Annotated in this window: 17 protein-coding genes; 12 read left to right on the forward strand and 5 right to left on the reverse strand. The window is 74.1% G+C overall.

Features of this window, described 5'->3' with window-relative positions:
• The first annotated feature begins 64 nt into the window (after nt 1–64).
• Nucleotides 65–1,384, forward strand: a complete 1,320-nt coding sequence (locus tag ACZ7EC_RS14760; RefSeq protein ID WP_471062517.1) for a hypothetical protein — start codon at nt 65–67, stop codon at nt 1,382–1,384.
• 77 nt (nt 1,385–1,461) lie between these two features.
• Here the strand turns inward: ACZ7EC_RS14760 and ACZ7EC_RS14765 are convergent, their stop codons facing one another.
• Nucleotides 1,462–2,721: an amidohydrolase gene (locus ACZ7EC_RS14765; RefSeq protein ID WP_471062519.1), complete on the reverse strand. Its 1,260-nt coding sequence runs from the start codon at nt 2,719–2,721 to the stop codon at nt 1,462–1,464.
• A gap of 488 nt (nt 2,722–3,209) precedes the next feature.
• Nucleotides 3,210–3,998 carry a hypothetical protein gene (locus ACZ7EC_RS14770; protein WP_471062521.1) on the reverse strand — a complete coding sequence of 263 codons (789 nt, stop codon included), beginning with the start codon at nt 3,996–3,998 and terminating at the stop codon, nt 3,210–3,212.
• A 398-nt stretch (nt 3,999–4,396) separates the two neighbouring features.
• Here ACZ7EC_RS14770 and thrS point away from each other — a divergent pair, with 398 nt between their 5' ends.
• From thrS to ACZ7EC_RS14800, 6 genes are all read left to right on the forward strand, one after another.
• A complete protein-coding gene (thrS, locus tag ACZ7EC_RS14775; protein WP_471062883.1) occupies nt 4,397–5,635 on the forward strand; it encodes a threonine--tRNA ligase in 1,239 nt (412 codons plus the stop codon).
• 80 nt (nt 5,636–5,715) lie between these two features.
• Entirely contained in the window at nt 5,716–6,684 is a 969-nt protein-coding gene (locus tag ACZ7EC_RS14780; protein ID WP_471062523.1) for a nucleoside hydrolase, read from the forward strand.
• Nucleotides 6,685–6,787: 103 nt separating this feature from the next.
• Entirely contained in the window at nt 6,788–8,434 is a 1,647-nt protein-coding gene (locus tag ACZ7EC_RS14785) for a glycoside hydrolase family 13 protein (RefSeq protein ID WP_471062525.1), read from the forward strand.
• A 171-nt stretch (nt 8,435–8,605) separates the two neighbouring features.
• Complete coding sequence (locus ACZ7EC_RS14790; RefSeq protein ID WP_471062527.1) at nt 8,606–9,307, forward strand: DUF6445 family protein; 702 nt, start codon at nt 8,606–8,608, stop codon at nt 9,305–9,307.
• A gap of 38 nt (nt 9,308–9,345) precedes the next feature.
• On the forward strand, nt 9,346–10,023 hold the full coding sequence (locus ACZ7EC_RS14795) for an SDR family NAD(P)-dependent oxidoreductase (RefSeq protein WP_471062529.1): 678 nt from the start codon (nt 9,346–9,348) through the stop codon (nt 10,021–10,023).
• Between the two features lie 107 nt (nt 10,024–10,130).
• Nucleotides 10,131–11,069: an MIP/aquaporin family protein gene (locus tag ACZ7EC_RS14800; protein WP_471062530.1), complete on the forward strand. Its 939-nt coding sequence runs from the start codon at nt 10,131–10,133 to the stop codon at nt 11,067–11,069.
• A gap of 9 nt (nt 11,070–11,078) precedes the next feature.
• Here ACZ7EC_RS14800 and ACZ7EC_RS14805 read toward each other — a convergent pair whose 3' ends face one another.
• Nucleotides 11,079–12,146, reverse strand: coding sequence for a PucR family transcriptional regulator (locus ACZ7EC_RS14805; protein ID WP_471062532.1), 1,068 nt, complete (start codon nt 12,144–12,146; stop codon nt 11,079–11,081).
• 236 nt (nt 12,147–12,382) lie between these two features.
• Between ACZ7EC_RS14805 and ACZ7EC_RS14810 the strand changes: the two genes are divergently transcribed.
• Both ACZ7EC_RS14810 and ACZ7EC_RS14815 read left to right on the forward strand, forming a co-directional pair.
• A complete protein-coding gene (locus ACZ7EC_RS14810; RefSeq protein WP_471062534.1) occupies nt 12,383–14,569 on the forward strand; it encodes a flotillin family protein in 2,187 nt (728 codons plus the stop codon).
• Between the two features lie 93 nt (nt 14,570–14,662).
• Nucleotides 14,663–19,555, forward strand: coding sequence for a DNA repair ATPase (locus ACZ7EC_RS14815; protein ID WP_471062535.1), 4,893 nt, complete (start codon nt 14,663–14,665; stop codon nt 19,553–19,555).
• Between the two features lie 39 nt (nt 19,556–19,594).
• Here the strand turns inward: ACZ7EC_RS14815 and ACZ7EC_RS14820 are convergent, their stop codons facing one another.
• Nucleotides 19,595–20,767, reverse strand: a complete 1,173-nt coding sequence (locus tag ACZ7EC_RS14820; protein ID WP_471062537.1) for a permease — start codon at nt 20,765–20,767, stop codon at nt 19,595–19,597.
• Between the two features lie 139 nt (nt 20,768–20,906).
• Nucleotides 20,907–21,536: a phosphatase PAP2 family protein gene (locus ACZ7EC_RS14825; RefSeq protein WP_471062539.1), complete on the reverse strand. Its 630-nt coding sequence runs from the start codon at nt 21,534–21,536 to the stop codon at nt 20,907–20,909.
• 129 nt (nt 21,537–21,665) lie between these two features.
• Here ACZ7EC_RS14825 and ACZ7EC_RS14830 point away from each other — a divergent pair, with 129 nt between their 5' ends.
• The 3 genes from ACZ7EC_RS14830 (at nt 21,666) to sigJ (ending at nt 25,840) form a co-directional block, all read left to right on the forward strand.
• Entirely contained in the window at nt 21,666–23,447 is a 1,782-nt protein-coding gene (locus ACZ7EC_RS14830) for a hypothetical protein (RefSeq protein ID WP_471062541.1), read from the forward strand.
• A gap of 328 nt (nt 23,448–23,775) precedes the next feature.
• On the forward strand, nt 23,776–24,813 hold the full coding sequence (locus ACZ7EC_RS14835) for a sphingomyelin phosphodiesterase (protein ID WP_471062543.1): 1,038 nt from the start codon (nt 23,776–23,778) through the stop codon (nt 24,811–24,813).
• 82 nt (nt 24,814–24,895) lie between these two features.
• Nucleotides 24,896–25,840, forward strand: coding sequence for an RNA polymerase sigma factor SigJ (sigJ, locus tag ACZ7EC_RS14840; RefSeq protein ID WP_471062545.1), 945 nt, complete (start codon nt 24,896–24,898; stop codon nt 25,838–25,840).
• Nucleotides 25,841–25,855: the final 15 nt, after the last annotated feature.

Raw genomic sequence — 25,855 nt, forward strand, 5'->3', positions numbered from 1 at the left:
GGCTACGGTGCTGACGGGAGAGAGCGGATCCGCAGGGACCGCAGCGCCTACAGGGGGAGGGACCATGCCCGGAACCGTGCTGCTGCTCGCGGCCTCGCCGCTGGGCCGGGGGCGCCTGGTGGACGCGGCCGCGGTGCTGCCGGTGCTGGCCGCCGTCGCCCCCACCGTGCTGTCCGGCACCGACACCGCCAACGTCGTGGAGCTCGCGGACCCCGTGGACCCCCAGGGCGTCCTCACCCGGCTGCGCGCCGCCGCGGCCGCGCCGGGACCGCTCACCGTGTTCCTCACCGGCCAGCTGCATCTGGACCGCCGGCAGCGGCTGCCGCATCTGGGACTGGCCCGCACCACCCCGGCCACGGTCCGCTACACCGCGCTGCCCTGGCACTGGATCCGCGAGGAACTGCGGCTGCGCGCCCCCGGCCAGACGGCCCTGCTGGTCGACCTGCACGCGGACCCGGAGACCTGGCGGCACCTGCACGAACACCCGCTGGACTGCGGTCGCGCCACCGCGGTCTACGGCCGGATCGCCCCGCCGCACGGGCGCCGGGGGCCGGCCGAGCCGTCGTACATGAAGACGGTGGCCACCCTGCTGCGCAGCGGCCACCGCCCCCCGCTGGACGACCTCCACCAGCAGGCCCTCGCCCGCATCCCGGAGGAGACCGCGACCAACATCCTGCTGGCCCCCGCCCAGGCTCCGGCCCAGGCCCCGCAGCCGTACCCGGCGATCCCGCACCCCGCGCCCGGCGGGACGTTCGGGGCCGGGCCGGTCGCGGGCGGGCGGCAGACGTACGGCGGCCCCGTCGGCACGGGTACGGCCCCGGCGACGGCACCGGGTGCGGCGACGGAACCGGGCGCGGCGACGGAACCGGCCGCGGTCGTGGAGCCGGGCACCCCCCTGAGCATCCCCCCGCAGCCCGGCACCCCCGCCCCCCGGACCCCCCTCCCCGAAACCGCCGCCCCCGCCGCCGACCCCCATGCCGCGATCAGCACCGCCGTGCGGGCCGGGCGGCACGAGGAGGCGGACGCCATCGCCGCCCGGTACCAGGAGGCCGCCGCGGACGAGCAGGGGCCGGCCTCCGAGGACGCCCTGCACTGGGCCGAGGTGCGCGCCGATCTCGCGATGTTCGCCGGGGACCCGGTGCGCAGCTGCCGGGGGTGGCTGGAGGTCGCCGAGCACCGCCTCGCGGCCGGGCAGCCGGCGGACGCGCCCGCGGTGGAGGCCGCGGTGGACCGGGCGCACCACCAGTGGGGGCGGATCGAGGAGGCGGCGCACGCCCGCGAACTCGGGCTCGCGCTCGCCCGGTTGCGCGCCCGCGTGCCGGGCCGCCGGCAGGGCGCGCTGGAGGACGTACGGCGGCAGCTCAGTCAGCTCCGGCAGTCCTGAACCGCCGCCGCTCGCGGGCTACTTGGTGACGACGAGGGCCCGCGAGCGGCGGCGTGATCCACACGAGAGGGCCCAGGTCATGCCTGCGGCAAGAGTGTCAGCGCCCCGGACACCAGGGTGCGCACGCCGGGGGCGACGGTGGCCAGGTCCGGGGCGAAGTGGGGGCTGTGGTTGCTGGGAACGCCGGTGAGCTTCTCCGGGAGGGTGTCGCCGGGGGCCTCGTCCCAGACGTCGTGGGGCGTGGTGGTGATGAACCAGTACGCGTAGGGGATGGCGCCGTCCAGGGCGAGCTCGGGGAAGTCCTCGCTGCCCATCGCCGGGCCGGGGTCGAACACCGTTTCCGCGCCGAAGAGTTCGCGGTGCACGGCGGCCACGGCGGTGTCGGTGGCCGCGTCGTTCAGCGTCAGCGGGAAGGAGGTGGCGATGGTCACCTCGGGCTCGCGGGGGCAGCCGGCGGCCAGGCACTCGCCCCGCGCGATCCGGCGGATGGCGGTCAGCATCCGCTGCCGTACCGCCTCGGACTGGGTGCGCAGGTTCAGGGCGATGCGCGCCTCGTCGGGGATGATGTTGTGCCGGGTGCCCGCCTCGATGCGGCCCACCGTGAGGACCGCGGACTCGCCCGCGGCGACCTCGCGCGAGACCACGGTCTGGAGCCGGGTGACGAGGTAGGCGGCGGTCACCACCGGGTCCACGGTCGCCTCGGGGCGCGAGCCGTGGCCGCCCCGGCCGTACACCACGATGTCCACGTCCGTCGCCGCTGACATGATCAGTCCCGGCACGTGCGGGTACGCGCCCGCCGGGCCGGGTACGGCGTGCTGGCCGAGCAGCGCGTCGGGCCGGCCGAAGCGCTCGTACAGGCCGTCGGCGAGCATCCCGCGGGCGCCCTGTCCGCTCTCCTCGGCGGGCTGCCCGACCAGCAGCAGGGTGCCGCGCCAGGTGTCCCGGCCCGCGGCGAGGGCGGCGGCGGCCCCGGCCAGCCAGGTGACGTGCAGGTCGTGCCCGCAGGCGTGCATCACACCGTCGACGGTGGAGGCGTACGGCAGCCCGGTCGCCTCGGTGACGGGCAGCGCGTCCATGTCGGCGCGCAGCAGCACGGTGGGTCCGTCGCCGTTGGCCAGCCGTCCGACGACACCGGTGCCGCCGATGCCCTCGGCCGTCTCGAACCCGGCGTCCCTGAGCCGCCCGGCGAGCTTCCCGGCGGTGCGGTGTTCGCGCAGGGACAGTTCGGGATGCCGGTGCAGGTCCCGGTAGAAGTCCTCCAGACCGGTGAGCGGGAGGTCGGCGGTGAGGTCCCGCGCGGTGCGGGCGGCGGCGGAGGCGGGGGTGGCGGAGGTCATGCGGGCAGGCTAGGCCGGTGGTGGGATTTGCGGTACCGGTGCTTCCCGCGAGTCTTGTGGCCTCCGTCACCCGGAGCCGCTCGTTCGGATCTTGCCGGGCTGGTCCGAACGAAACACCCTGGCCGACGAGGTGATCCGGAGTCAGCGGCCGTCCGCCGCCGGGGCCGAGGCGCTGATCCGGGTGTCGGGGACCGCGGGGGCCGTGGCGCGGGCGGGACCGGCGTTGGCCGCGAGTATCAGGGACGAGGCGGCAGCCACGGCGGCGGCGAGGGCCCTCCGCGCGGGGGAGTGTCCGTAAGCAGCGGATGGACGTCCGTACACGGCGACCTCGCAACACGACAGCGACGTATTAAGCGGATTCGACCCACCGTCAACCTAGAGGCAACGCACATCGAACGGCAAGGTCCGATGGGGCAGCCGGGGGCAGCCGCGGTGTACGGGAGGGAGGTCGCCGGGGAAGTCCGAGCCGCCCCGCCCGCGCCCTGTCCCTACACCTCCGCCCGCCCCTGTCTGCGCACGTCCGCGAGGCGCAGTGCGCCCACCTGGACGGCGGCCTGGGTGGCGTCGTTGGGGACGTCGCCCAGGCCGCCGTTGGTGAAGGCGAAGGCGTCGTCGCCGACGCGGACCGTGGCGAGGTCCAGGGTGAGGCGGATGTCCTGGTCGTCCTTCGTGGTGGCGGAGACGGTGATGTGCAGGCCCTGGCGGGCATCGCCGACCTCGGGCAGGGCCAGCTCCGTGACCTGGACGTCCTCCTGGATGTCCTGCTGGGTGACGGCCGTGAAGCGGGCGCAGTCCGCCGGCATCGTGTGCAGCCAGTCCAGCGTGGCGTCCACGTCGGACGGGCGGCGGGCGCCGATCTGGTAGCGGAGCTGGGCGCCGGCGCCGGGATCGTCCAGGCCGACGGCCACGCGGGCCGGGCCGCCGAGGAGCTGGTCGCTGTAGAGGGCGTCGAGGAGCTTCTGGCACTCACCGGCCGACGTGCTCGCCTTCAGCATCCCGTCCCGCCAGGTCGCCGCGCCGCTCGTCGCGGTCCAGGCGGCACCCAGGTCGCTCTGGCCGATCAGCGCGGCCTGCGCCTGCGCGTCGGTGAGCGAGGAGCCGTCGGGCCGGGCGGGGGCTTTCGAACTCGCGGCCGGCCGGTCGATCGTCGGCAGCGGCTGCCGCGCCGTCTCCGGCTGCTTCAGCGTCAGCGCCGCGCACCCCCCGATCCCGAGCAGCCCGAGCCCGGTCAGGAACCTCGGCAGGCGTCCGCGCGGGCGTATCCCCTCGTACCTCACGCTGCCTCCCGTCCCTGGTGCCTCCTCCCACGGCACCACCACCCCGGCGGCCCCACCAGCGCGGGGAGCCGGACGGGTGAGGGCGGAACGCCCTGGGTGAGGCGGGTGGCAGCGCTTGGGCGGGGCCCGGAAATCCCGTCGCGCGGGCGGGGCGGTGTCGCTAGCCTTCCGGCCATGCAGCACGCCCAGCAGTGCCCCGTTTCGTGCCCGTGCGGCACGACGACGCCGGAGACCGTCCCGGCGCGCTGACATCCGATCTGTTGTCCGAAGCTCCGGGGCGAACGCCCCGGAGCTTCGGCGTGTCACGGGGTGTCGCCCCCTCCCACGGAGGAGCCCCCGTGAACGACCCCCTGAACCATCAGGTGCACGACCGCCTGGACGACCACTCGGGCGACCGGCTGCCCGACCACCGCCGCCTCGGCCGCGAACTCGGCCTGTTCGGCACCGATCCGCTGATGGGCGCGGGCCTGCCGTACTGGCTGCCGGACGGCGCGGTGGTGCGGCACACCCTGGAGGAGTACATCCGCGAGACCGAACGCCGGGCCGGGTACCGGCACGTGTACTCGCCCGCGCTCGGCAAACGCGAGCTGTACGAGGTCTCCGGGCACTGGGACCACTACCGCGAGGACATGTACCCGCCGATGCGGCTGGGCTCCGAGGAGGTCGTGCTGCGGCCCAGCCTCTGCCCCCACCACGCCCTGGTCTACCGCTCCCGCTCCCGCAGCTACCGCGAACTGCCGCTCCGCATCGCCGAGTTGGGCACCATGTACCGCGCGGAGCCGTCCGGCGTCCTCGGTGGACTGACCCGCGTGCGCGCCATCCAGCTCAACGACGCCCATGTCTTCTGCACCCTGGACCAGGCGGTCGGGGAGGCCCGCGCCGCTCTGGAGCTGATCGCCCGCGCCCACGCCGACCTCGGCATCCGCGCCCTACGCCACCGGCTCTCCCTGCCCGGCGAGGGGGGCAAGTACATCGCCGATCCGGAGCTGTGGCGCCGGGCCACCGGGCTGCTGCGCGAGGCGCTGGAGGCGTCGGGCGTGGCGTACGAGGAGGCGCCGGGCGAGGCCGCCTTCTACGGGCCCAAGATCGATGTGCAGATCGCCGACCCTGCGGGGCGCGAGTCCACCCTCTCCACTGTGCAGATCGACCTCCACCAGCCCGCCCGCTTCGGCCTGCGCTACACCGGGCCCGACGGCGCGAAGCACCGCCCCGTGATGGTCCACCGCAGCGTCATCGGCAGCGTGGAGCGGGCCGTGGCCCACCTGGTCGAGGCGCACGCCGGTGCCCTCCCCGCCTGGCTGGCGCCGGTGCAGCTGGTGGTGCTGCCGGTCGGCGCGGAGCAGGAGGAGCGGGCGGCGGCCGTCGTACGGGAGGCCCTGGCGCGGGGCCTGCGCGCCGAACCGCCCGGACCCGGTCAGGGCACCCTGGGCGCCAGGATCCGCGCCGCGCGCCTGGTGCCGTACCAGGCGGTGGTCGGCGCCCGAGAGGCGGCCGCGGACCGGGCCGCCGTACGGCTGCGGGACGGGCGGCGGCCCGGAGAGCTGCCGGTGGCGGAGCTGCTGGACCGGATCGCCGGGCGGGTCGCGGCCAGGGGAACCGAACTGTGGGACGAGCCGGAGACCGCTCCGCCTGCCTGAACTAGTGTCTGGTCCCGGCGCGCCCCCGCGCCTGCTGCCCGCCGTCCCGAGCCGCGCCCCTGCGCCCCGAAGGAGCCCCCATGCCCGGCCGCCCCGTGCCCGTGATCATGGACTGCGACACCGGAGTCGACGACGCCCTCGCGCTGCTGTTCGCCGTGCGCCACCCCGGCATCGAGCTGCGGGCGGTGACCTGTGTGGCCGGGAACACCGATGTGGACGGGGTGGTGCGGAACACGCTGACCGTGCTGGACCAGGCCGGCGCGCCCGAGATCCCCGTGGCGCGCGGGGCCGAGCGGCCGCTGCTGGAGCCCGCCCGGCCGGCCACGCATGTGCACGGCAGGGACGGCATGGGGGACCTGGGGCTGCCCGCCCCGGCCCGCCGGGCCGCCGGCGTGGACGCGGTCACCCTGCTGCGCCGCGAGATCCTCGCCTCGCCCCGGCCGGTCACCCTGGTCCCCACCGCGCCGCTGACCAACATCGCGCTGCTGCTGCGCACCCACCCCGAGGTGACCCGCAACATCGAGCGGATCGTCTTCATGGGCGGTGCCGTCGGGACCGGGAACGCCACGCCCGCCGCCGAGTTCAACGTCTGGCACGACCCGGAGGCGGCGGCCGTGCTGCTCACCGCCCAGGTGCCGATCACGATGTACGGCCTGGACGTGTTCCGGCAGGTGATCGTGGACGCCGGGGAGGTGGAGCGGCTGCGGGCGAGCGGGGACCGCGGGGCGCGGCTGGCCGGGGAACTGCTCGCCCACCGCCCGGCCGCCCAGGGCGAGCCGCCCGAGGCGGAGGAGGCGGGCGGGCTCGGGGACGCGGGAGCGATGTGCGCGGTCGCCGATCCGGGCGGCCTGACCACCCGTGCGCTGCCCGTCGAGGTGAGCCTCGCGCCCGGCCCGGCACGCGGGCAGACGATCGTCGACCGGCGGCCGAGGCCGGGCGAGGCGGAGATCCATCACGGGCAGCGCGAACGGCCCCTGATCGACGTGGCGTTGGACGTGGACGCGCGCCGGTACGCGCGGCTGTACCTGGAGACGGTCGGGCGGCCCTGACGCCGGACCCGGTTTCCAAGGTTCGCTTTCCGGGCAATGTGGACAGATTCTCTACGTCGCGTCCGTCGCGTCCGCTTCGTCCGTCGTACCGAAGGGAACCCGTATGGCAGACCTCTCCTCCAGGAACCCCGACTGGTGGCGGCAGGCCGTCATCTACCAGGTGTATCCGCGCAGCTTCGCCGACGCCGACGGGGACGGGCTCGGGGACCTCAAGGGCATCACCCGGCGCCTGGACCACCTCGCGGCGCTCGGCGTGGACGCCCTGTGGCTGAGCCCGTTCTATCCGTCCGAACTCGCCGACGGCGGCTACGACGTCGCCGACCACCGGGACGTCGATCCGCGCCTGGGCAGCCTGGACGACTTCGACGCCCTGGTCGCCGAGGCGCACCGGCTGGGCCTGAAGGTCGTGGTGGACCTCGTGCCCAACCACACCTCGCACCAGCACCCGTGGTTCCAGGAGGCGTTGCGGGCCGGGCCCGGATCAGCCGCCCGCGAGCGGTACGTCTTCCGCCCCGGACGCGGCACCCACGGCGAACTCCCGCCCTCCGACTGGCAGTCCGTCTTCGGTGGCAGCGCCTGGCGGCGGGTGCCGGACGGCGAGTGGTACCTGCATCTGTTCGCCGCCGAACAGCCCGACCTCAACTGGGACAACGAGGAGGTGCGCGCCGACTTCCGCACCACCCTGCGGTTCTGGGCCGACCGGGGCGTGGACGGCTTCCGCGTGGACGTGGCGCACGGCCTGGCCAAGGAGCTGACCGAGCCGCTGCGCGATCTCGGCGACCTCGGCGCCACCGGGGAGACCGCCCTGCTCCGCGTCGCGCCGGGCGACCACCCCTACTGGGACCGCGACGAGGTGCACGAGATCTACCGCGATTGGCGCAAGATCTTCGACGCCTACCGGCCACCGCGCAGCGCCGTCGCCGAGGCCTGGGTCCCCGGTCCCCGCCGCGCCCTGTACGCCCGCCCGGACGAACTCGGGCAGGCGTTCAACTTCGAATACCTGGAGACCGGTTGGGACGCGGATGAGCTGCGCCGTGTGATCACCGAGGAGCTGGCCACCGCGCGGACCGCCGGTGCCGCCGCCACCTGGGTGCTCTCCAACCACGACGTCGTACGCCACCACTCCCGGCTGATGCTCCCGCCCGGCACCGACCCCGGCGCCTGGCTGCTGTCCGGCGGACGGGCGCCCGAGATCGACACGGAGGCCGGACTGCGCCGGGGGCGGGCCGCGACCCTGCTGATGCTGGCGCTGCCCGGTGCCTCCTACCTCTACCAGGGGGAGGAACTGGGCCTGCCCGAGGTCGCCGATCTGCCCACCGAGGTGCTCCAGGACCCGATCTGGGAGCAGACCGGGCATGTCCGCAAGGGCCGGGACGGATGCCGGGTGCCGCTGCCGTGGACGGTGGACGGCCCGTCGTACGGCTTCGGGCCCGGCGGTGCCTGGCTGCCGCAGCCGTCGGGCTTCGCGGCGTACGCCGTCGAGGCGCAGCAGGGAGTCGAGGGCTCGACGCTGGAGCTGTACCGCACCGCGCTGCGACTGCGCCGCAAGCTGCTCGACGGGGAATCGCTCACGTGGACGGCGAACTCCCCCGAGGGAGTACTGGACTTCAGCCGCCGCGATGGCTGGCGGTGCGTCACCAACCTGGGGGCACAGCCGGTGGAGCTGCCGGCCGGCGAGGTGCTGCTGAGCAGCGGACCGCTGCCGGGGGACGGGCGGCTGCCGCCGGACACGACGGTCTGGCTCGGCTGACCGGCGGGGCGAAGGGGCCGGTCGCCGGCCCCTTCGCCGGACGGCCCGGTTCCGTCGCCGTCGCGTCGAACCGGTCCCGTTGCCGGACTTTGGTGTACATGACACACGGTTGGGGAAACGTTGACCCGTCCTCGGGAGATGGCGGGGAGAACGCGGGCCTAGATTCGCGGCATGCCCCCACAGCCACCTTCCGGGATGCCCGCGGCCCGCACGCCGGGCGCGCTGCCCGTGCTGCCCTACCGCAAACCCACCAAGGGCCGCGACTACTGGGTCCTGGACGACGTCCTGCCCGACGTGGACGCCGTCCGCGCCCGGTGCCTGGCCAAGGACGACTGGGTCGAGGGCTACCCGTACACCTCCGAGACCTGGCCGGGGCTGCGCGCCATGCCGGGGCTCGAACCCGCCGAACTCGCCGTCATCGAGCGGCTGGTGAGGAAGGCGACCGGCGCCAAGGAGCTGTGGGTGCAGAAGGCGCCCGGCGGCGGCACGCTCAACCACAACTGCGTGCAGGTCGTCGGCGCGGGCGAGAGCGAACCACGTCCGCACACCGACTCGCGTGCGCTGTGCCGGTACGCGGCCGTGCTGTACCTCAACCCGAGCGTCCCCAAGGACTGCGGCACCAGCTTCTACCGCCAGCACCTGCCCGGCGGCCGGCTCGGCGGCAACGTCGTGCAGGCCCCGCACACCAACCTGGTCGAGGCCCTGGGCACCCGCTTCGTCGCCCCGGACGCCTTCGAGGAGGACGTGCGCGTCCCGCACAAGTACAACCGCCTGCTGCTCTACAACGCCAACCTGGTGCACAGCGCGACCGGTTACACCGGCACCACGCTGGCGGAGAAGCGCATGACGGCCGTCTTCTTCTGGATGGCCTGACCGGCGCGGGATGCGGCCGGGCCCGGCGTGCGGTACGGATGGTGGACGTGAGCGTTGTCGCCATCGTGGGCGCCGGACCGGGTCTCGGCGCCGCCGTCGCCCGGCGGTTCGGGCGCGAAGGGTACGACATCGCCCTCGTCGCCCGCGACCGCGACCGGCTGGACGCGCTGGCCGGGGAGCTGGCCGGGGGCGGCGTGACCGCGCGCGCCTTCCCCGCCGACGTCCGCGAACCGGACCGGCTCACCCGCGCCCTCGCCGACGCCGCGCGGGAGCTGGGCCCCGTCGAGGTGCTCCAGTACAGCCCGGTGCCGCACCGGGACTTCATGCGGCCCGTCCTGGAGACCGGGCCCCGGCAGCTGACCGGGCCGGTCGAATTCTCGGTGTACGGGCCCGTGGCCGCCGTCCAGGAGGTGCTGCCCGGAATGCGGGAGCTGGGGCGCGGAACCATACTGTTCGTGAACGGGGGCACCGCCGCCGTGCCGCACGTCGAGCGCGCCGGCACCTCCGTCGCGTTCGCCGCGCAGAGCGCCTACGGGCATCTGCTGCACGAACGCCTCGCCGCCGAGGGCATCCACGTCGCGCAACTCGTCGTGCCCGGCGCCATCACCCCCGGCCACGCCCGCAAGGACCCCGCCGTACTCGCCGAGATGCTCTGGGGCATGCACCGGGAGCGGCGCGGGTTCCGGCACTTCGCGGACGACCTCGACAGCCGGTGACGGCTCACGCGAAGGGATGACGGCCTTTCGGCTCACCCTGCGCCTGCGGCTTTTGTGGGCCAATATGGGGACGTTGGCAGTTTTGCTCCTCTCCAAGGGGTCCATTCATGGCTGTCGAGAATCCGTCGCTGATCAAACCCTCCACACTGCGGGCCAGAGGCGGCCTGCTGGGCGAGTGCCTGGCGGAGTTCCTCGGGACGTTCGTCCTCATCTGCTTCGGCTGCGGCGTCGTCGCGATGGCCGTCGCCGCGCTGCCCGGCTCGGGCCGCGCCGCCACCCCCACCACGATCTTCCTCGCGGCCGGCGACTGGCTGCTGGTCACCTGGGGCTGGGCGATGGCCGTCACCTTCGGCGTCTACGTGGCCGGCGGCGTCAGCGGCGCTCACATCAATCCCGCCGTGACGCTCGCGATGGCGGTGCGCCGGGGCTTCCCCTGGGTCAAGGTGCTGCCGTACTGGTGCGCGCAGGTGGTCGGCGCCTTCACCGGCGCGGCGCTGGTGTACCTGGTCTACCACCAGGCGATCGGCGCGTACGACGCCGCCGCGACCGGGCCCAAGGTGAACGGGCACACGAACGCCACGTTCTCCATCTTCGCGACCTTCCCCGCCCAGTACTTCCACGGCGGGATCTGGGGTCCGCTGATCGACCAGATCGTCGGTACGGCGTTCCTGGTGATGTTCGTCGTGGCCATCATCGACCTGCGCAACCAGGCCGTGCAGTCCAACCTCGCCCCGCTGATCACCGGCTTCATCGTGGCCGCCATCGGCATGTCCTTCGGCGCCAACGCGGGCTACGCCATCAACCCGGCCCGCGACTTCGGCCCCCGCCTGCTCACCTACGCGGAGGGCTGGGGGAGCCTGGCCTTTCCGGGCAGCCTGGCCGGGGTGTTCAGCGACTACTGGTGGATTCCCATCGTGGGTCCGCTGGTCGGCGGCGTCATCGGGGTCCTGGTGTACGACCTGTTCATCGGCGACGTCCTCGTGGCCCGCGCCGCTCGGGACCAGCTCCCCGAGCCGGGCAGGGCGCGCCCGGAACCGCCGCGCTAGAAGCTCTCGTCACAGCGGCTGGTCGGGCCAGCCCAGCAGGCGGGCGCCGATCACCGCGGTCTGGAGCATGTAGCGGTGTGCCGGGTCGGCCGGGTCGGCGGCAGTGAGCTGGCGGATGCGCTCCAGACGGTAGGTGAGCGCGCGCACGCTCAGGGAGAGCCGGCGCGCTGCCTCGGCGGCCACGCAGCCGGAGTCGAAGTAGGCCACCAGGGTCTCCAGCAGCGGGACCGCGCCGCCGCGGGCCGCGGTCAGCGGGCCCAGGGTGTGCTGCACCAGGTCGGCCATCGCCTGCCGGTCGCGCGCGAGCACCGGGTAGACCAGCAGGTCGGCGGAGCGCAGCACCGGCCCCGGCAGCCCGAGCCGCTCCCCCATCTCCAGCGCCGCGAGGGCCTCCTCGTACGACTGCACGACGCCGCCGGGACCGGTCTGCGGGCGCCCGATCGCCACCCGGCCGCCCTCGGTGGCGGTGGTCGCCTGCCGGGCGAAGTAGGCGAGGACCTCGTCGGTGTCGCCGGGCGCGACGCACAGCAGCCGGCCGTTCTTGGTGGTGAGCAGGATGCTGTGGGAGTCGAAGCGGGCGAGCACCGCGGCCTCCACCCGCCGGGCGATGGCGCCCCCCTCGCCGTAGGGCTGGGGGCCCTCGGCGACCGCCACCGCGTGCGCGCGCGAGAGCCGCAGCCCGAACCGTTCGGCGCGCTCGGCGAGCCGGCCCAGGTCGCTGCGGCCGTAGAGCAGGTCGTCGATGAACTCCCGGCGGGCCGCCTCCTCCCGGCGCACGGTCAGCCGCTGGGCGCGCTCGTACCCTTCCGCGAACACGTCGACGGCCTGCTCCACGGCGGCCAGCGCGGCCAGGGTGCTCTCGGTCGAACCGGGCCCGACCGGCCAGGCGCCGCGGGCGGCGGCCAGATGCGCGACGATCAGGGCCCGCAGCCCGAGCCCCTCCTCGGCGGCCTGTTCGCCAAGCGTCCGACGCGCTTTCAGCTCCTCCCTGGTCAGCCGCCGGCCGGTGCTCGCGACCTCGGCCAGCACCCCCGCGAAACCCTCCAGATAGCGCTCCGGTATCCCCTGCTCGCTCACCCTGCCCCGTTCCCCCGTGATCTTGACGCGCCGGTGACGCTTTCTTAGCGCATTTCCGGCACGCAGACAGTAGTGAACACTGCCGGAAACCGGCAATGCGTGAACGGCTGTGCGGGCCGCACCATCCTCTGCGGGGAGCACTACGGAGGGCTCCGGTGCCGGGCATCGCGGGGGGATGCCCGGCACCGGCGCCTCGGGGGAGCTCCGACCCACCGTCTGACACAAGGACGTATGCCATGGAAGCCCTCGGTGTGCTCGCCGCCGCCTGTGTGATCCTCGCCCTGCTGGTGCTGCTCGGGTTCTCCCGGCTGTACCGCAAGGTCGACCAGAGCCAGGCGCTGATCGTCTCCAGGACGCGGCGCGTGGACGTGTCCTTCACCGGACAGGTCGTGCTGCCGATCCTGCACAAGGCCGAGGTCATGGACATCTCGGTGAAGACCATCGAGATCAGCCGCTCCGGGCGGGACGGGCTGATCTGCCGGGACAACATCCGGGCCGACATACGGATCCTGTTCTTCGTCAAGGTCAACAAAACCGTCGAGGACGTCATCAAGGTCGCCCAGTCCGTGGGCACCGAGCGGGCCAGCCACCAGGACACGCTCCAGGAGCTGTTCCACGCGAAGTTCTCCGAGGCGCTGAAGACCGTCGGCAAGCAGATGGACTTCACCGACCTGTACACCAAGCGCGAGGAACTGCGGTACCACATCATCGAGTTGATCGGCGTCGACCTCAACGGCTACCACCTGGAGGACGCGGCGATCGACTACCTGGAGCAGACGCCGCTGACCCAGCTCGATCCGGCCAACGTCCTCGACGCGCAGGGCATCCGCAAGATCACCGAGCTGACCGCCGTCGAGCACGTGCGCACCAACGAGGCCAAGCGCACCGAGCAGAAGGAGATCACCCGGCAGGACGTCGACGCCCGCGAGGCCATCCTGGAGCTGGAGCGCCGGCAGGCGGACGCCGAGATCAAGCAGAAGCGGGAGATCGAGACGTCCCGCGCCCGCGAGGAGGCCGAGACCGCACGGGTGATGGAGGAGGAACGGCTGCGCGCGCAGACCGCCTTCCTGCGCACCGAGGAGCAGTTGGGCGTGCAGCGGGAGAACCAGGCCCGCGAGATCGCGGTCGCCGCGAAGAACCGCGAGCGGGTCATCGCCGTCGAGAACGAGCGCATCGAGAAGGACCGGCTGCTGGAGGTCATCGCCCGCGAGCGGGAGACGCGGCTGACCCAGATCTCCGCCGAGAAGGAGGTCGAGGCGGAGAAGCGGGAGATCGCCGAGGTCATCCGGGAGCGGGTCGCGGTGGACCGCACGGTCGCCGAGCAGGAGGAGTCCATCAAGAAGCTGCGCGTGGTCGAGGAGGCCGAGCGCGAGCGGCAGGCCCTGGTCATCGCCGCGGAGGCGGAGGCGCAGGAGAAGCTGGTCAAGGACATCAAGGCCGCGGAGGCCGGCGAGCAGGCCGCGACGCACCGGGCGGCCGAGGAACTCACCCTGGCCGAGGCCCGGCTGAAGACCGCCGACCTCGACGCGCGGGCCAAGCTGCGGCTCGCCGAGGGCGTGCAGGCCGAGTCGGCGGCCGAGGGGCTCGCCGCGGTCCAGGTCCGCGACAAGGAGGCCGAGGTCACGGTCAAGGCCGGGCGCGCGGAGGCGGAGGCCACCGAGGCGCGGCTGCGGGCGGAGGCCGAGGGCGCGCAGGCGAAGGCGCTGGCGGAGGCCGAGGGCGCGCGGGCCAGGGGTCTCGCCGAGGCCGAGAGTGCGCAGGCGGCGGCCGCGGCGACGGAGGCGCGGCTGCGGGCGGAGGCGGAGGGCGCGCGGGCGCAGGCGCTCGCGCAGGCCGAGGGCGCGAAGGCGGCGGCGCTCGCGGAGGCCGCCGGGATCGGCGAGAAGCTGAGGGCCGAGGCGGCGGGGCTCACCGAGAAGGCGGCGGCGATGGCCGCGCTGGACGAGGCGTCGCGCGGGCACGAGGAGTACCGGCTGCGGCTCCAGGCGGAGAAGGAGATCCGGCTGGCCGGGCTGGAGACGCAGCGGCAGGTGGCGCAGGCGCAGGCGACGGTGCTGGCGACGGGGCTGGAGAACGCCGACATCGACATCGTCGGCGGGGAGTCCGTCTTCTTCGACCGGCTCGTCTCGGCGGTCTCCTTCGGCAAGGGAGTCGACGGCTTCGTCGCCAACTCCCGTACGGCGCAGACCCTGGCGAAGCCGTGGCTGGACGGGTCGGGGAGCTTCACCGAGGACCTGGGCCGGGTGCTCGGTTCCGTGGGCACGGCGGACATCCAGAACCTCACGGTCTCCGCCCTGCTGATGAAACTGATGAACGGCGGCGGCGCGGACGCCTCCCAGTTCCGCCAGCTCCTGGAGAAGGCCGGGGAACTGGGCCTGGCCGACACCCCGGTCGCCTCCCTGAACGGAACCGCCCGCAACTAGAGGAGCGGAACGCCCCGTAGGGGCGCGGGTACCAACGCCCCCGCGCCCCTCACGGCGGCTCCGCACCGCACCCCCCATCCACGAAAGGCGACCATGGCCACCGAGACCGTCGACGCCGGCACCTACGACGTCCTCCGCGACCGGCTGGCCGCACACGCCGCCGAGCTGGCACGGCGAGCCGGGGAACTGAACACCCGCCGCGCGGAAGAGTTCGGCTCGACCCGGCTCGCCCTCTCCGCCACCACCACCCTCACGACCCCCCACGCCTGCCTCCGCCAGGACATCGTCGCCGCCGGCGACCGGCTCCTGTTCGGCAGCACCGGCCGCGGCGGCGAGAACGCCGGCGTCGGCGACGTACTCGCCCTCTACGACCGCGACGGCGACCGCCTCCCCGAGGGCGACGGCTTCCTCGCCGACCCCGTGTTCGTCCGCGAGTTCACCGCCCTGACCCGCTACTACCGCGACGCCCACCTCCTGCGCCTGCGCCGCACCGACGGCCGTCTCCTCGCGGTGTTCCGCACCGGCGAGAAGGCCGACGACATCCGTGCCCTGCGCTGGACCCTGACCGAGGACGGCCGCGCCGAGTTCCTGGACGCCCGCGGCGACCGCGACGACGTCGTGCCGCCCGCCCAGGACGTGACCTGGACCGACACCGGCCGCGCGGACCACGTCCTGGGCCGGGAACCGTACGTCGCCGTGCCCGGCGGCCTCGGCGTCGCGGCCCTCGGCGGCACCCTCACCGTCCGCGGCGAGGACGGCGCCCTGCTGTACGCCGAGCCCGTCGCGGAACCCCTCCAGTCCCTCGCCGACGCCGCCGTGGCCCACGCGCGGGTCGGCCCCCTCACCCTGCTGCGCGTGCGGCCGTACAAGGAGGACACCGACCGCTACCTGGTCTTCAACGCCCTGACCAGGACGGTCGTCCGCCTCGACGGCCTCGGCCAGGCGTGCCGTCGGCTGCCCGAGGAGCAGGGCGTCGTCTTCCCCGGCGGCTACTGCCTGGCGAGCGGCCGGCACAAGGTGTACGAACTCGACGTCACCGGGCTGGAGTTCGAGCAGGAGATCCGCGCACCCAACGGCGAGGACGTGCTGTACGCCTTCCGGGACCGCTCCGGCGGGGGCACGCTCCTGCTGTCGTACAACACCCTCCGCAAGGAGGTGGAGACCCCGCTGCCCTGCCAGGGCTGGGCGCTGTTCGAGGACGGCGCGCTCGCCGTGCTGCGCGCCCACGGCGACGAGCCCGCGCACGCGCACCCCCTCCAGTGGTGGACCTCGCCCTACGTCTCCGACACCCACGCCGCCGCGCTGCGCACCGGCACCGGCCCGCTCGCCCGCGTCGGCAACGCCGACCTCGTGCGCGGCCTCGCGGACTGCCTGTCCGTGGCCCGGCTGGTGGCCGACGGCATCACCACCGGCGAGGGCTACCGCGCGCTGACCGCCGCGTGCGTCCGGGCGGCCGACACCCACCACTGGCTGGCCGACCCCGAACTCGGTGAGCTGCTCGCGCCGTTGGCGGATGTGCGCGCGACCGCCGAGCAGGTGCTGGCCGAGTTCGAGACCGTACGCGAGCTGACCCGCGGCGCCGCAGAGGCGGTGGAGGAGGCCGCGGAGCGGATCGCGGCCGTGGTGCGCCGACTGCGCGGCGAGGCCCCGCGCGAGGCCGCCGCGTGGGTGCGCGGACTGACCGAACTCCGCCGCGCCCACGGCCATGTGCTCACGCTGCGCGAGCTGCGCTACGCGGACCTGGACCGGGTGGCCGCGCTCGCCGCCGAGGCGGAGTCCGACCTGGCCGCCTTCGGCAAGCGCGCGGTGACGTTCCTGTCCCGCGAGGACGCCTTCACCGCCCAACGTGCCGAAGTGGAACGGCTGGTGGCGGACGCGGACGGGATCGGCACCGCCGCGGACGCCGGCCCGGTCGCCGAGCGCCTGGACGAGCTGGCGGACGGGCTGCACACCGTCACCGAGGTGGTCACCGGCCTCGACATCGCCGACGCCACCGTGCGCACGGCCGTACTGGAGCGGATCGCGGACGTCCTGGGCGGAGTCAACCGGGCCCGCGCCACCCTCGACGCCCGCCGCCGGGCCCTCCAGGACCAGGAGGGGCGCGCCGAGTTCGCCGCCGAGACGGCCCTGCTCGCCCAGGCCGTCACCGCCGCACTGGCCGGTGCCACCAGCCCCGAGTCCTGCGACGACCAACTGGCCGCGATACTGGCCCGGTTGGAGGACCTGGACGGCCGGTTCGCGGAGTTCGACGACTTCCTCGCCGAACTCGCCGGCAAACGCACCGAGATATACGAGGCGTTCACCACGCGCAAGCAGTCCCTCGCCGATGTCCGGGCCCGCCGGGCCGAGCAACTCGCCGTGTCGGCAGGGCGGATGCTGGAGACGGTGACCCGGAGGGCGGCCGGCCTCCCCGACACCGACGCGGTCAGCGCGTACTTCGCCTCCGACCCGCTGGTCGCCAAGATCGTCCGCACCGCCGGGGAGCTGCGCGACCTCGGTGACAGCGTGCGGGCCGAGGAGCTCGACGGCCGCCTCAAGGCCGCCCGCCAGGAGGCCGCGCGCGCCCTGCGCGACCGCGCCGACCTGTACGCCGACGACGGCCGCACCCTGCTGCTCGGCGGCCACCGCTTCGCCGTCAACACCCAGCCGCTCGACCTCGCCCTCGTGCCAGCCGGCGACGGCCTCGCCCTCGCCGTCACCGGCACCGACTACCGCGCCCCGGTCACCGATCCCGAGTTCGCCGCCACTCGCCCCTACTGGGACCGGCACCTGCCCTCCGAGTCGCCCGAGGTCTACCGCGCCGAGTACCTCGCCGCCCGCATCCTGGCCGCGCACGGCCCGGCCGCCCTCGCCGCCGCGGACGACCTGGCGGGGCTGGTCCGCCGGGCGGCGCAGGAGGCGTACGACGAGGGCTACGAGCGCGGGGTCCACGACCATGACGCGACCCTGATCCTGACCGCGCTCCTCCCCCTGTACGAGGCCGCGGGCCCGCTGCGCCACGAGCCCGCCGCCCGCGCCGCCGCCCATCTCTTCTGGACCCACGGCACCACGGAGCCGGCCCGCACCGCCTGGCGCCACCGTGCCGTGTCCCTGGCCCGCGCCCGCGACACCTTCGGCCCGACGGCGGCGCTGGGGGACCTGGTGGCGGAGCTGGCGGCGGCGATCGGGGAGTGGACCGGGGAGTGCGGCGGGGAGTGCGCTGGGGGGTCGTGCGGGGAGGGGGCCGGGACCGGAGCCGGGGGAGGAGCCGGGGTGGGGGCGCGCGCCGAGGCCGCCGCCGCCTACCTCTTCGACGAGCTGACCGGTGGCCCCGACGGCTTCGTCCTCGGCGCCGCGGCCCGCTCCCTGCTGGAGAAGTTCCGCCAGGCGTCCGCGGGTTCGGGCTACGGACGTGACCTGGAGGGGCTGACCGGGCTGCGCGCCCGCCGGCAGGTGGTCGAGGCGTGGCTCACCGCGTACGCCGGCGCGAGCGGCGGCGACGCCGCCCCCGGCGAGCTGGCGGAGGCGGTCGCCGCCGAACTGTGCCCCGCGCTGCCCCGCTACGACGGCGACGCCCGGCTCGGCACGACCGTGGAGGGCCTCCTCGGCGCCCATCCCCGCGTGCCGGGCGGCCGGCTGGAGCTGCGGCTGGACGAGTTCCTGGCCCGTACCGCCCGTCACACCGCCCACGACGTGCCCGGATTCCGCGCCTACCAGCGCCGCCGGAGCGCCCTGCTGGCCGCCGAGCGCGAACGGCTGCGCCTGGACGACCACCGCCCGCGCGTGATGCCGGCGTTCGTCCGCAACCGCCTCGTGGACGAGGTCTACCTGCCGCTGATCGGCGACAGCCTCGCCCGCCAGCTGGGCACCACCGGAACCACCAGGCGCACCGACACCGGCGGCCTGCTCCTGCTGATCTCGCCGCCCGGCTACGGCAAGACGACGCTCATGGAGTACGTCGCCGACCGGCTCGGCCTGATGCTGGTCAAGATCAGCGGCCCGGCGCTCGGCCGCGACGTCACCTCGCTGGACCCGGCCGACGCCCCGAACGCCACCGCGCGCCGGGAGATCGAGAAGATCGACTTCGCGCTGGCGGCGGGCAACAACACGCTGCTGTACCTGGACGACATCCAGCACACCTCGCCCGAACTCCTCCAGAAGTTCATCCCGTTGTGCGATGCGACGCGGCGCGTGGACGGCTCCCGGAACGGTGAGCCGCGCACCTACGACCTGCGCGGCAAGCGGTTCGCGGTGTGCATGGCGGGCAACCCGTACACGGAGTCGGGGGAGCGGTTCCGCATCCCCGACATGCTCGCCAACCGGGCCGACGTGTGGAACCTGGGCGACGTGCTGACCGGCAAGGAGGACGCGTTCGCGCTGAGCTTCGTGGAGAACGCCCTGACCGCCAACCCGGTCCTGGCGTCCCTCGCCGCCCGCGACCGCGCCGACCTGGAGCTGCTGGTCCGCCTGGCCGCGCAGGACCCGACGGCCCGCGCCGACCATCTGTCGTCTCCCTTGCCCCCTGCCGAACTCGACGCCGTCCTTGCGCTGTTGGGCCATCTCCTCGCCGTCCGCGACACGATCCTCACCGTCAACGCGGCCTACATCGCCTCCGCCGCCCAGTCCGCGGACGCCCGCACCGAGCCGCCGTTCCGCCTCCAGGGCTCGTACCGCGACATGAACAAGATCACCCAGCGCCTGCGCCCGGTCATGAACGCGGCCGAGCGCGAGGCCGTCGTCCAGGACCATTACACGGCCGAGGCGCAGACCCTGACCACGGGCGCCGAGGCCAACCTCCTCAAACTCGCCGAACTGCGCGGCACCCTGGACCCGGCCCGGTCCGCCCGCTGGGCCGCCGTCAAATCCGCCCACGTCCGCACCCGCACCCTCGGCGGCCCCGAGGACCACCCCCTGACCCGCGCGGTCGCCGCGCTGACCCTGCTCGCGGACCGGGTGGCCGCCGTGGAGACAGCCATCGACCGGGCCACCGGCCGCCCCTCCCCCTGAACCGGCTCGGCGCGCGGCCCGCCGGAGGACGACGTGCCCTCAAGCGTGGTGGTGGCTGTGCTCCCCGTGCTCCCCGGCGTCCGTGGGCGTTCCGCCCATCATGCGCAGCATCGCCCTCCCGCCCGTGCGCAGGAAGCGGAGGACGAGGGTGGCGGCGAGGAGGAGGAAGGCCAGGTTGAGCCAGGTCGTGTAGTTCCAGCGGATGCCTTCCTCGGGGAGCCGGGCGGTGGAGTGGCCGGGGACGAGGCCGAGTCCGCCGAAGAGGAACTCCACCGCGTAGCCGGCCACCGCGATGGCGGTGAAGAAGGTGACCAGCAGGAACGCGGCCATGCGGGGGCCGTAGTACTTCCGGTAGATGTTGAGGATCGGGAGGATCAGCAGGTCGGCGAAGATGAACGCGACGACCCCGCCGAAGCTGATGCCGCCCTTCCACAGGACCACCGCCAGCGGCACGTTGCCGATCGAGCAGACGAACGTGGCGACGGCGACGACCGGGCCGATCAGCGGTCCGGTCAGCTTGGCGGCGAGGGGGTGGCCGGCCAGGAAGAAGGTGTGCCAGAAGTCGTCGGGCACCCACGCGGCGATGGCCCCGGCGATCAGCAGCCCCGCCACCAGGTCGCGCAGGATCGCCGCCCACTCCATGACGAAGATGTGCGACACGGAGGTGAACCCGTCGCGCGAGAGGAGCCGGCGCAGGAAGCCGCCCTCGCCCTGGACCGACATGTCCATCGCCGCGTGGCCCTCCATCGACCCGGCGACGCCGCGTTCGGCCTGCTCACGGGCCTCGCGCAGCAGCCGTTCGCGCAAGAGGACGCGGAACAGCACCGCGAGTACGACGATCATGATCGGGCCGCCGGCGAACTCCGCCGCGGTGAACTGCCAGCCCATCAACAGGGCGAGGATCACGCCGAGTTCGATGACGAGGTTGGTCGAGGCGATCTCGAAGGCCATCGCGGCGGTGAAGTTCGCGCCCTTGCGGAACAGGGAGCGGGAGAGGGCGACGGCGGCGTACGAGCAGGAGGACGACGCCGCGCCGAGGCCCGCGGACAGGGCGAGCGTGCGCGGGCGGTCGTCACCGAGCAGCCGTACGACGGTCTCGCGGCGCACCACCGCCTGCACGACGGCCGAGAGCGTGAAGCCGAGGATCAGCGCCCAGGCGATCTCCCAGGCCATCGATCCGGTGATGAACAGCGCGTGCCCGATCGCGTGCATACAGCGCACTCCCTCCGCGACGGCGGGGTTCCGCCGCGCGGGGAGAGTACCCCCAAGGGGTATCAGGAAACTGGGGAAGACTCCGTCGGGGGGCGCCGGGCTGTCGATCGAGGAGGGCCCGCGCGGTACGCCGAAAGGGTCAGGACGGCTGTGACGTCAGCAGGGGGCGCAGGGCGCCCGTGCGCAGGCGGTCAACCAGTGGCGGGGCGATCCGGCGCAGCACGAGGACGGTGGCGAGGGAGACGATGCTGCCGACCAGGGCGCCGACGGCCACGTCGTGCGGGTAGTGCGCGCCGACGTACACCCGTGAGGCCCCCATCGCGATCGCGGTGACGAGGGCGAGGGCGCCCAGGCGGCGGTTGATCAGGAGGAGGGCCACCGCGAAGGCGAAGGCGACGGTGGTGTGGTTGCTGGGGAAGGCGTAGTCGTCGGGCGCGGGGCACGCCTCCAGGAGGAAGTCGTGGGGGAGCGCGCGGCACGGGCGGGGCTCGTCGAAGACGTCCTTGATCCCGCTGTTGACCACGTACGCGAGGACGACGGCGATCGGCGTCGCCAGCACGGCGGCCATGGCGGTGCTGCCCTGCCCCCTGGCCCGCCACCACGCCACCAGCAGATACACCACGAACAGACCGATGCCGAAGGCGCTGAACACCGACGCCGGCTCGTTCAGCCAGTGCGTGTGCCGGGCGAAGTCGGTGACGTCGGTGTAGAGGCCGCCGTCTATCGCCGCGCCGTCGAGCGCCTGGGCGGTCGGGGAGGAAGTCGTCATCAGGTGGGTCTCCGGGCCGTGCTGCATGTGCCACGGGCGCCGGGAAACGGGCGCGGGCACCGATCGGACGTACGGATGAAGCGCGGACGTCCCCGAGGTGAACGTCTACAAGTATGTAGACGATATCAGGTGACGGCACAGGATGCCGACTCGACCCGTGCCCCCGACCCGAACGGCCCCGCTCTGCTCGCGCCCGCGCGCGGAGAGCGGTGCGCTGGTGACCTGTACGGCGAGGAGGTGCCAGTGACGAACGGCGCGACCCCCGATCACCCCGACCCGGACCGCCCCGACCGCCCCGGCGACCCGGGCCGTCCCGACCGCCCCGGCGATCCGGGCCGTCCCGGCGACCCCGGCGATCCGGGCCGTCCCGGCGTCCCCGGCTCTCCTGGCGGCCTCGGCGGTCCTGGCGATCCCGGCCGTCCCGGTGATACCGGCCGTCCTGGCGACCCCGGCCGTCCTGGCGACCCCGGCCGTCCTGGCGACCCTGGCCGTCCCGGCGGCCCCAGTTCTCCTGGCGACCCCGGCCGTCCTGGCGACCCCGGCCGTCCCGGCGATCCGGGCCGTCCCGGCGACCTCGGCGGTCCTGGTGGCCCCGGCGGCCCCAGCCACCCTGGCCACCCCGGCGACCCCGGCGGCTCCGATCGCCCCGACCGCTCCGAGCTGGACGACCTGCGTGCCCGGCTCGCCGCCCTCGAAGCCGAGCGGCGCGCACGGCACGGCGGAGCGGTACGGGCCCGGCGCCGTCCCCTCTCCGCCCTCGCCGCCGTCCTCCTCGTCCTCGGCTGCCTCCTCGCCCCGCTCGCCGTCGTCGCCACCTGGGCCGCCGATCTGGTCGGCGACACCGACCGCTATGTCGCCACCGTCGCCCCGCTCGCTTCCGAGCCCGCCGTGCAGGACGCCGTCGCGAACCGGGCCACCGACGCGCTGATGGACCGGATCCACCTGCCCACGCTGCTCTCCGACGTGGCGCCCTCCGACCGCCCCCTGCTGGAGAAGGCGCTGGGCGGGCTGGGCGGCGGCCTGGAGAACGCCGTACGCGGGTTCGTGCACGACCAGGCCCGCGACGCCGCCGCCTCCCCGGCCTTCGCCACGGTCTGGACCGACGCCAACCGCGCGGTCCACGCCTCCCTCGACAAGGCGCTGACCGGCACCGGGGGCGGCGCGGTGCGGCTGACGGACGACACCGTGACCCTCGACCTCGCCCCGCTCATCGAGGACGTCAAGAAGCGCATGGTCGGCGCGGGGATGTCCTTCGCCAGTCATATCCCCGCCGTCCACGCCCAGTTCACACTTCTGGAGTCCCGGCAGGTGGCCGAGGTGAGGACGTACGTACGCCTGCTGCGCATCGCCGGCAACTGGCTGCCGGTGCTCGCCGTCCTGCTGATCGCCGCGGGGGTCCTGCTGTCGCTGCGCCGCCGCCGCGCCCTCGTCGCGGGCTGTCTCGGCGCGGCCGTCGCCACCGCCCTGCTCGGTATCGGGCTGCGCGTCTTCCGCGCGTTCTACCTGGACCGGCTGCCCGCCGACGTCTCCCCGGACGCGGCCGGCGCGGTCTACGACACCCTGACCCGCTTCCTGGAGACCGCGGTACGGATGGTGATCGTGCTCGGCGTCGTCATCGCGCTGGGCGCCTGGCTGAGCGGCTCCGGGCGGCGGGCCGGACTGGTGCGGGGCCTGTGGACCGAGGGCATCGGCGCGGCCCGCGGCACCGCCGGCCGCGCGGGCCTGCGCACCGGCCCGGCCGGCCCCTTCGTGCGCCGGCACCGCCCCTGGTTCACCTGGATCCTGGTCGCCGCGGCCGTGCTGGTCTGCCTGCTGTGGCCGTATCCCACGGGCTGGGTGATCCTCGGGATCGCCCTGTGCCTGCTGTTCGCCCTGGCGGTGGTCGAGTTCCTGGCGACGGGCGCCACGTGAACCATGTAAACCGTGGGCGCGTCACACAGCCCACGGGTGCCGCCTGAACCACCTGAGCCGCCCGGGCCGCGGTCCCTCACCCCCCGGACGGGCCGCTCGGCCTCCACCCCGCCTCCCTCTCCCCGCTGCGCACAGCCCTGAGGACGGGATCGCCTGCCGCGCGCCGAATTGCGGTTCGAGCCCGCCGACTTGTCCGGACACGTTTTCCCCGCCCGGCCATGGTCCGCTTCACCGGCGTTCTTCCGGGCGTACCCGCCGCCCCCTAGGGTCCCGCTGTCATGTACGCGCCCCGCTTCCGGTCGGGGGCTCACTTTCAGCAGGAGAGCGCATGGTCTCGCGTCGTACCGCTACCGCCCTCACCGCCACGGCGGCCGCCACGCTCCTCGGGTTCGCCGGATACACGGCCCCCGCGGCCAGTGCGGCGGGCACCGGCACCAGCCTGTCGGTGTTCGCCTGGAACGTCGACCTCGGCACCGCGATCGTGGACAGCACCCAGAACGAGAAGGCGGCCCAGCGCACACCGGTCATCGAGTCGATCGTCCGGGCGCACGGCGCGGACGTGGTGGTGCTGGACGAGGACTTCAACAACACCTCGACCGCCGACATCGTGGGCAAGCTGTCGGACCTGTACCCGTACCACACCCCGGTGGTCGGCCAGACCTGCTCCGGCGGCGGCTGGACCGGCATCAGCGGCGACTGCTCCAACTCGCCGTTCGTCATCAACGGCGGCACGATGATCCTGTCCAAATACCCGATCACCGCCCAGTACGCGCACGTCTTCGGCAACTCCACGTCCGGCACCTGGGACTACCACGCCAACAAGGGCGCGGCGCTGGTCCGCATCGCCAAGGGCGGCACGCAGACCTGGGTGGTCGGCACCCACCTCCAGGCCGACGAGTCCGGCACCTCCACCGACACCACCCAGTCCACCCGGCTCGCCCAGCTCCGCGAGATCCGCTCCTGGGCCGACTCCATCGCCGGTACCAGCGCCCCGGTGCTGATCGGCGGGGACATGAACGTGGAGTACTACGGCGGCCGGTCCCGCGGTGACTACGCCAACGCCCAGGCCGCGGTGAACGGCGTCCTCGGCACCCCCGCCACCGACCCGGACCAGACCCTGCGCACCATGGACTGCCCGGTCTCCGCCTGGTGCCAGTACATGTCCGGCGTCGAGACCTTCCCCAAGGACTACCGCGACGACGTCGACTACCTGGGCTACCTCAATGCCCCCGGCCGCCCGGTCCCCTCGGCGCTCTCCCCGGTGAAGACCGACTTCGACCCCCAGCCCGGCTGGACCACCGGCCAGACCGACACCAACGCCCCCAGCGACCACTACCCGATCGAGACGACGTTCCAGCTCGGCTGACGGCGGAGGGAGCCGGCCGCACCGCCCTCGGCGACGCGATATCCGGGGCGGTCGGCCGGTTCCGGCGGCTAGGATCCCGGCCATGGCCCTGACCGCGGACGACGTGGACCGGTTCGAGGCGTCCAGGCACCGTCTGGAAGCCATCGCCTATCGCCTGCTCGGCTCGGCGAGCGAGGCGGAGGACGCCGTACAGGAGACGTACCTGCGCTGGCAGGGCGCCGACACCGGGCGCATCGAGGTCCCCGAGGCCTGGCTGACCAAGGTGCTCACCAACCTGTGCCTCAACCAGCTCGCCTCCGCCCGCGCCCGCCGCGAGACCTACGTCGGCGCCTGGCTGCCCGAGCCGCTGCTCGCCGGGGACCCGATGCTGGGCCCCGCCGACACCGCCGAACAGCGCGAGTCGGTGTCGTACGCCGTCCTCACCCTGATGGAGCGGCTCACCCCGAACGAGCGCGCGGTGTACGTGCTGCGCGAGGCGTTCGACTACCCCCACCGGGAGATCGCGCGGATCCTCGACCTCACCGAGACCGCCAGCCAGCAGATCCACCACCGCGCCAGGAAGCACGTCGCCGCGGGCCGGGCGCGCGCCGAGATCGACGAGGCGGCCGCGCGGCGGATCGTGGACGAGTTCCTCGCCGCCGCCACCAGCGGCCGTACCGAACCGCTGGTACGACTGCTCACCGAGAACGCCATCGCGATCGGCGACGGCGGCGGCAAGGTGCCGGCCCGCGCCCGCGCCTTCGAGGGCGCCCGTGCCGTCGCGACCTTCATGCGGGGCCTGTTCAAGCCCGGCAAGGCCAAGCGCAACCTGGTCGGCGGCTCGCCCGACCTCCATGTCTGCCCGGTCAACGGCGCCCCCGCGCTGGTCGTGGTGCTCGACGGGCGGGTCATCGGCATCACCTGCCTGGAGATCACCCCGCAGGGCATCGCCGCCTTCCGCAGCCAGGTCAACCCGGACAAGCTGGAGCGCGCGACCCGGTGGTGGGCGGCCGGTGAGCACGGCGAGCCCGTGCTCAAGGTCTTCTGACCCACGCCGCTCCTC

Source organism: Streptomyces sp. NPDC037203, assembly GCF_055605065.1.

Excerpts from the sequence above, each read along its gene's own strand:
- ACZ7EC_RS14760 (WP_471062517.1), top strand. The coding sequence starts at position 65 with ATGCCCGGAACCGTGCTGCTGCTCGCGGCCTCGCCGCTGGGCCGGGGG.
- ACZ7EC_RS14765 (WP_471062519.1), bottom strand. The coding sequence starts at position 2,721 with ATGACCTCCGCCACCCCCGCCTCCGCCGCCGCCCGCACCGCGCGGGAC.
- ACZ7EC_RS14780 (WP_471062523.1), top strand. The coding sequence starts at position 5,716 with ATGCCCGGCCGCCCCGTGCCCGTGATCATGGACTGCGACACCGGAGTC.
- ACZ7EC_RS14785 (WP_471062525.1), top strand. The coding sequence starts at position 6,788 with ATGGCAGACCTCTCCTCCAGGAACCCCGACTGGTGGCGGCAGGCCGTC.
- ACZ7EC_RS14790 (WP_471062527.1), top strand. The coding sequence starts at position 8,606 with ATGCCCCCACAGCCACCTTCCGGGATGCCCGCGGCCCGCACGCCGGGC.
- ACZ7EC_RS14795 (WP_471062529.1), top strand. The coding sequence starts at position 9,346 with ATGGTGGACGTGAGCGTTGTCGCCATCGTGGGCGCCGGACCGGGTCTC.
- ACZ7EC_RS14800 (WP_471062530.1), top strand. The coding sequence starts at position 10,131 with ATGGCTGTCGAGAATCCGTCGCTGATCAAACCCTCCACACTGCGGGCC.
- ACZ7EC_RS14810 (WP_471062534.1), top strand. The coding sequence starts at position 12,383 with ATGGAAGCCCTCGGTGTGCTCGCCGCCGCCTGTGTGATCCTCGCCCTG.
- ACZ7EC_RS14815 (WP_471062535.1), top strand. The coding sequence starts at position 14,663 with ATGGCCACCGAGACCGTCGACGCCGGCACCTACGACGTCCTCCGCGAC.
- ACZ7EC_RS14820 (WP_471062537.1), bottom strand. The coding sequence starts at position 20,767 with ATGCACGCGATCGGGCACGCGCTGTTCATCACCGGATCGATGGCCTGG.
- ACZ7EC_RS14825 (WP_471062539.1), bottom strand. The coding sequence starts at position 21,536 with ATGACGACTTCCTCCCCGACCGCCCAGGCGCTCGACGGCGCGGCGATA.
- ACZ7EC_RS14835 (WP_471062543.1), top strand. The coding sequence starts at position 23,776 with ATGGTCTCGCGTCGTACCGCTACCGCCCTCACCGCCACGGCGGCCGCC.
- sigJ (WP_471062545.1), top strand. The coding sequence starts at position 24,896 with ATGGCCCTGACCGCGGACGACGTGGACCGGTTCGAGGCGTCCAGGCAC.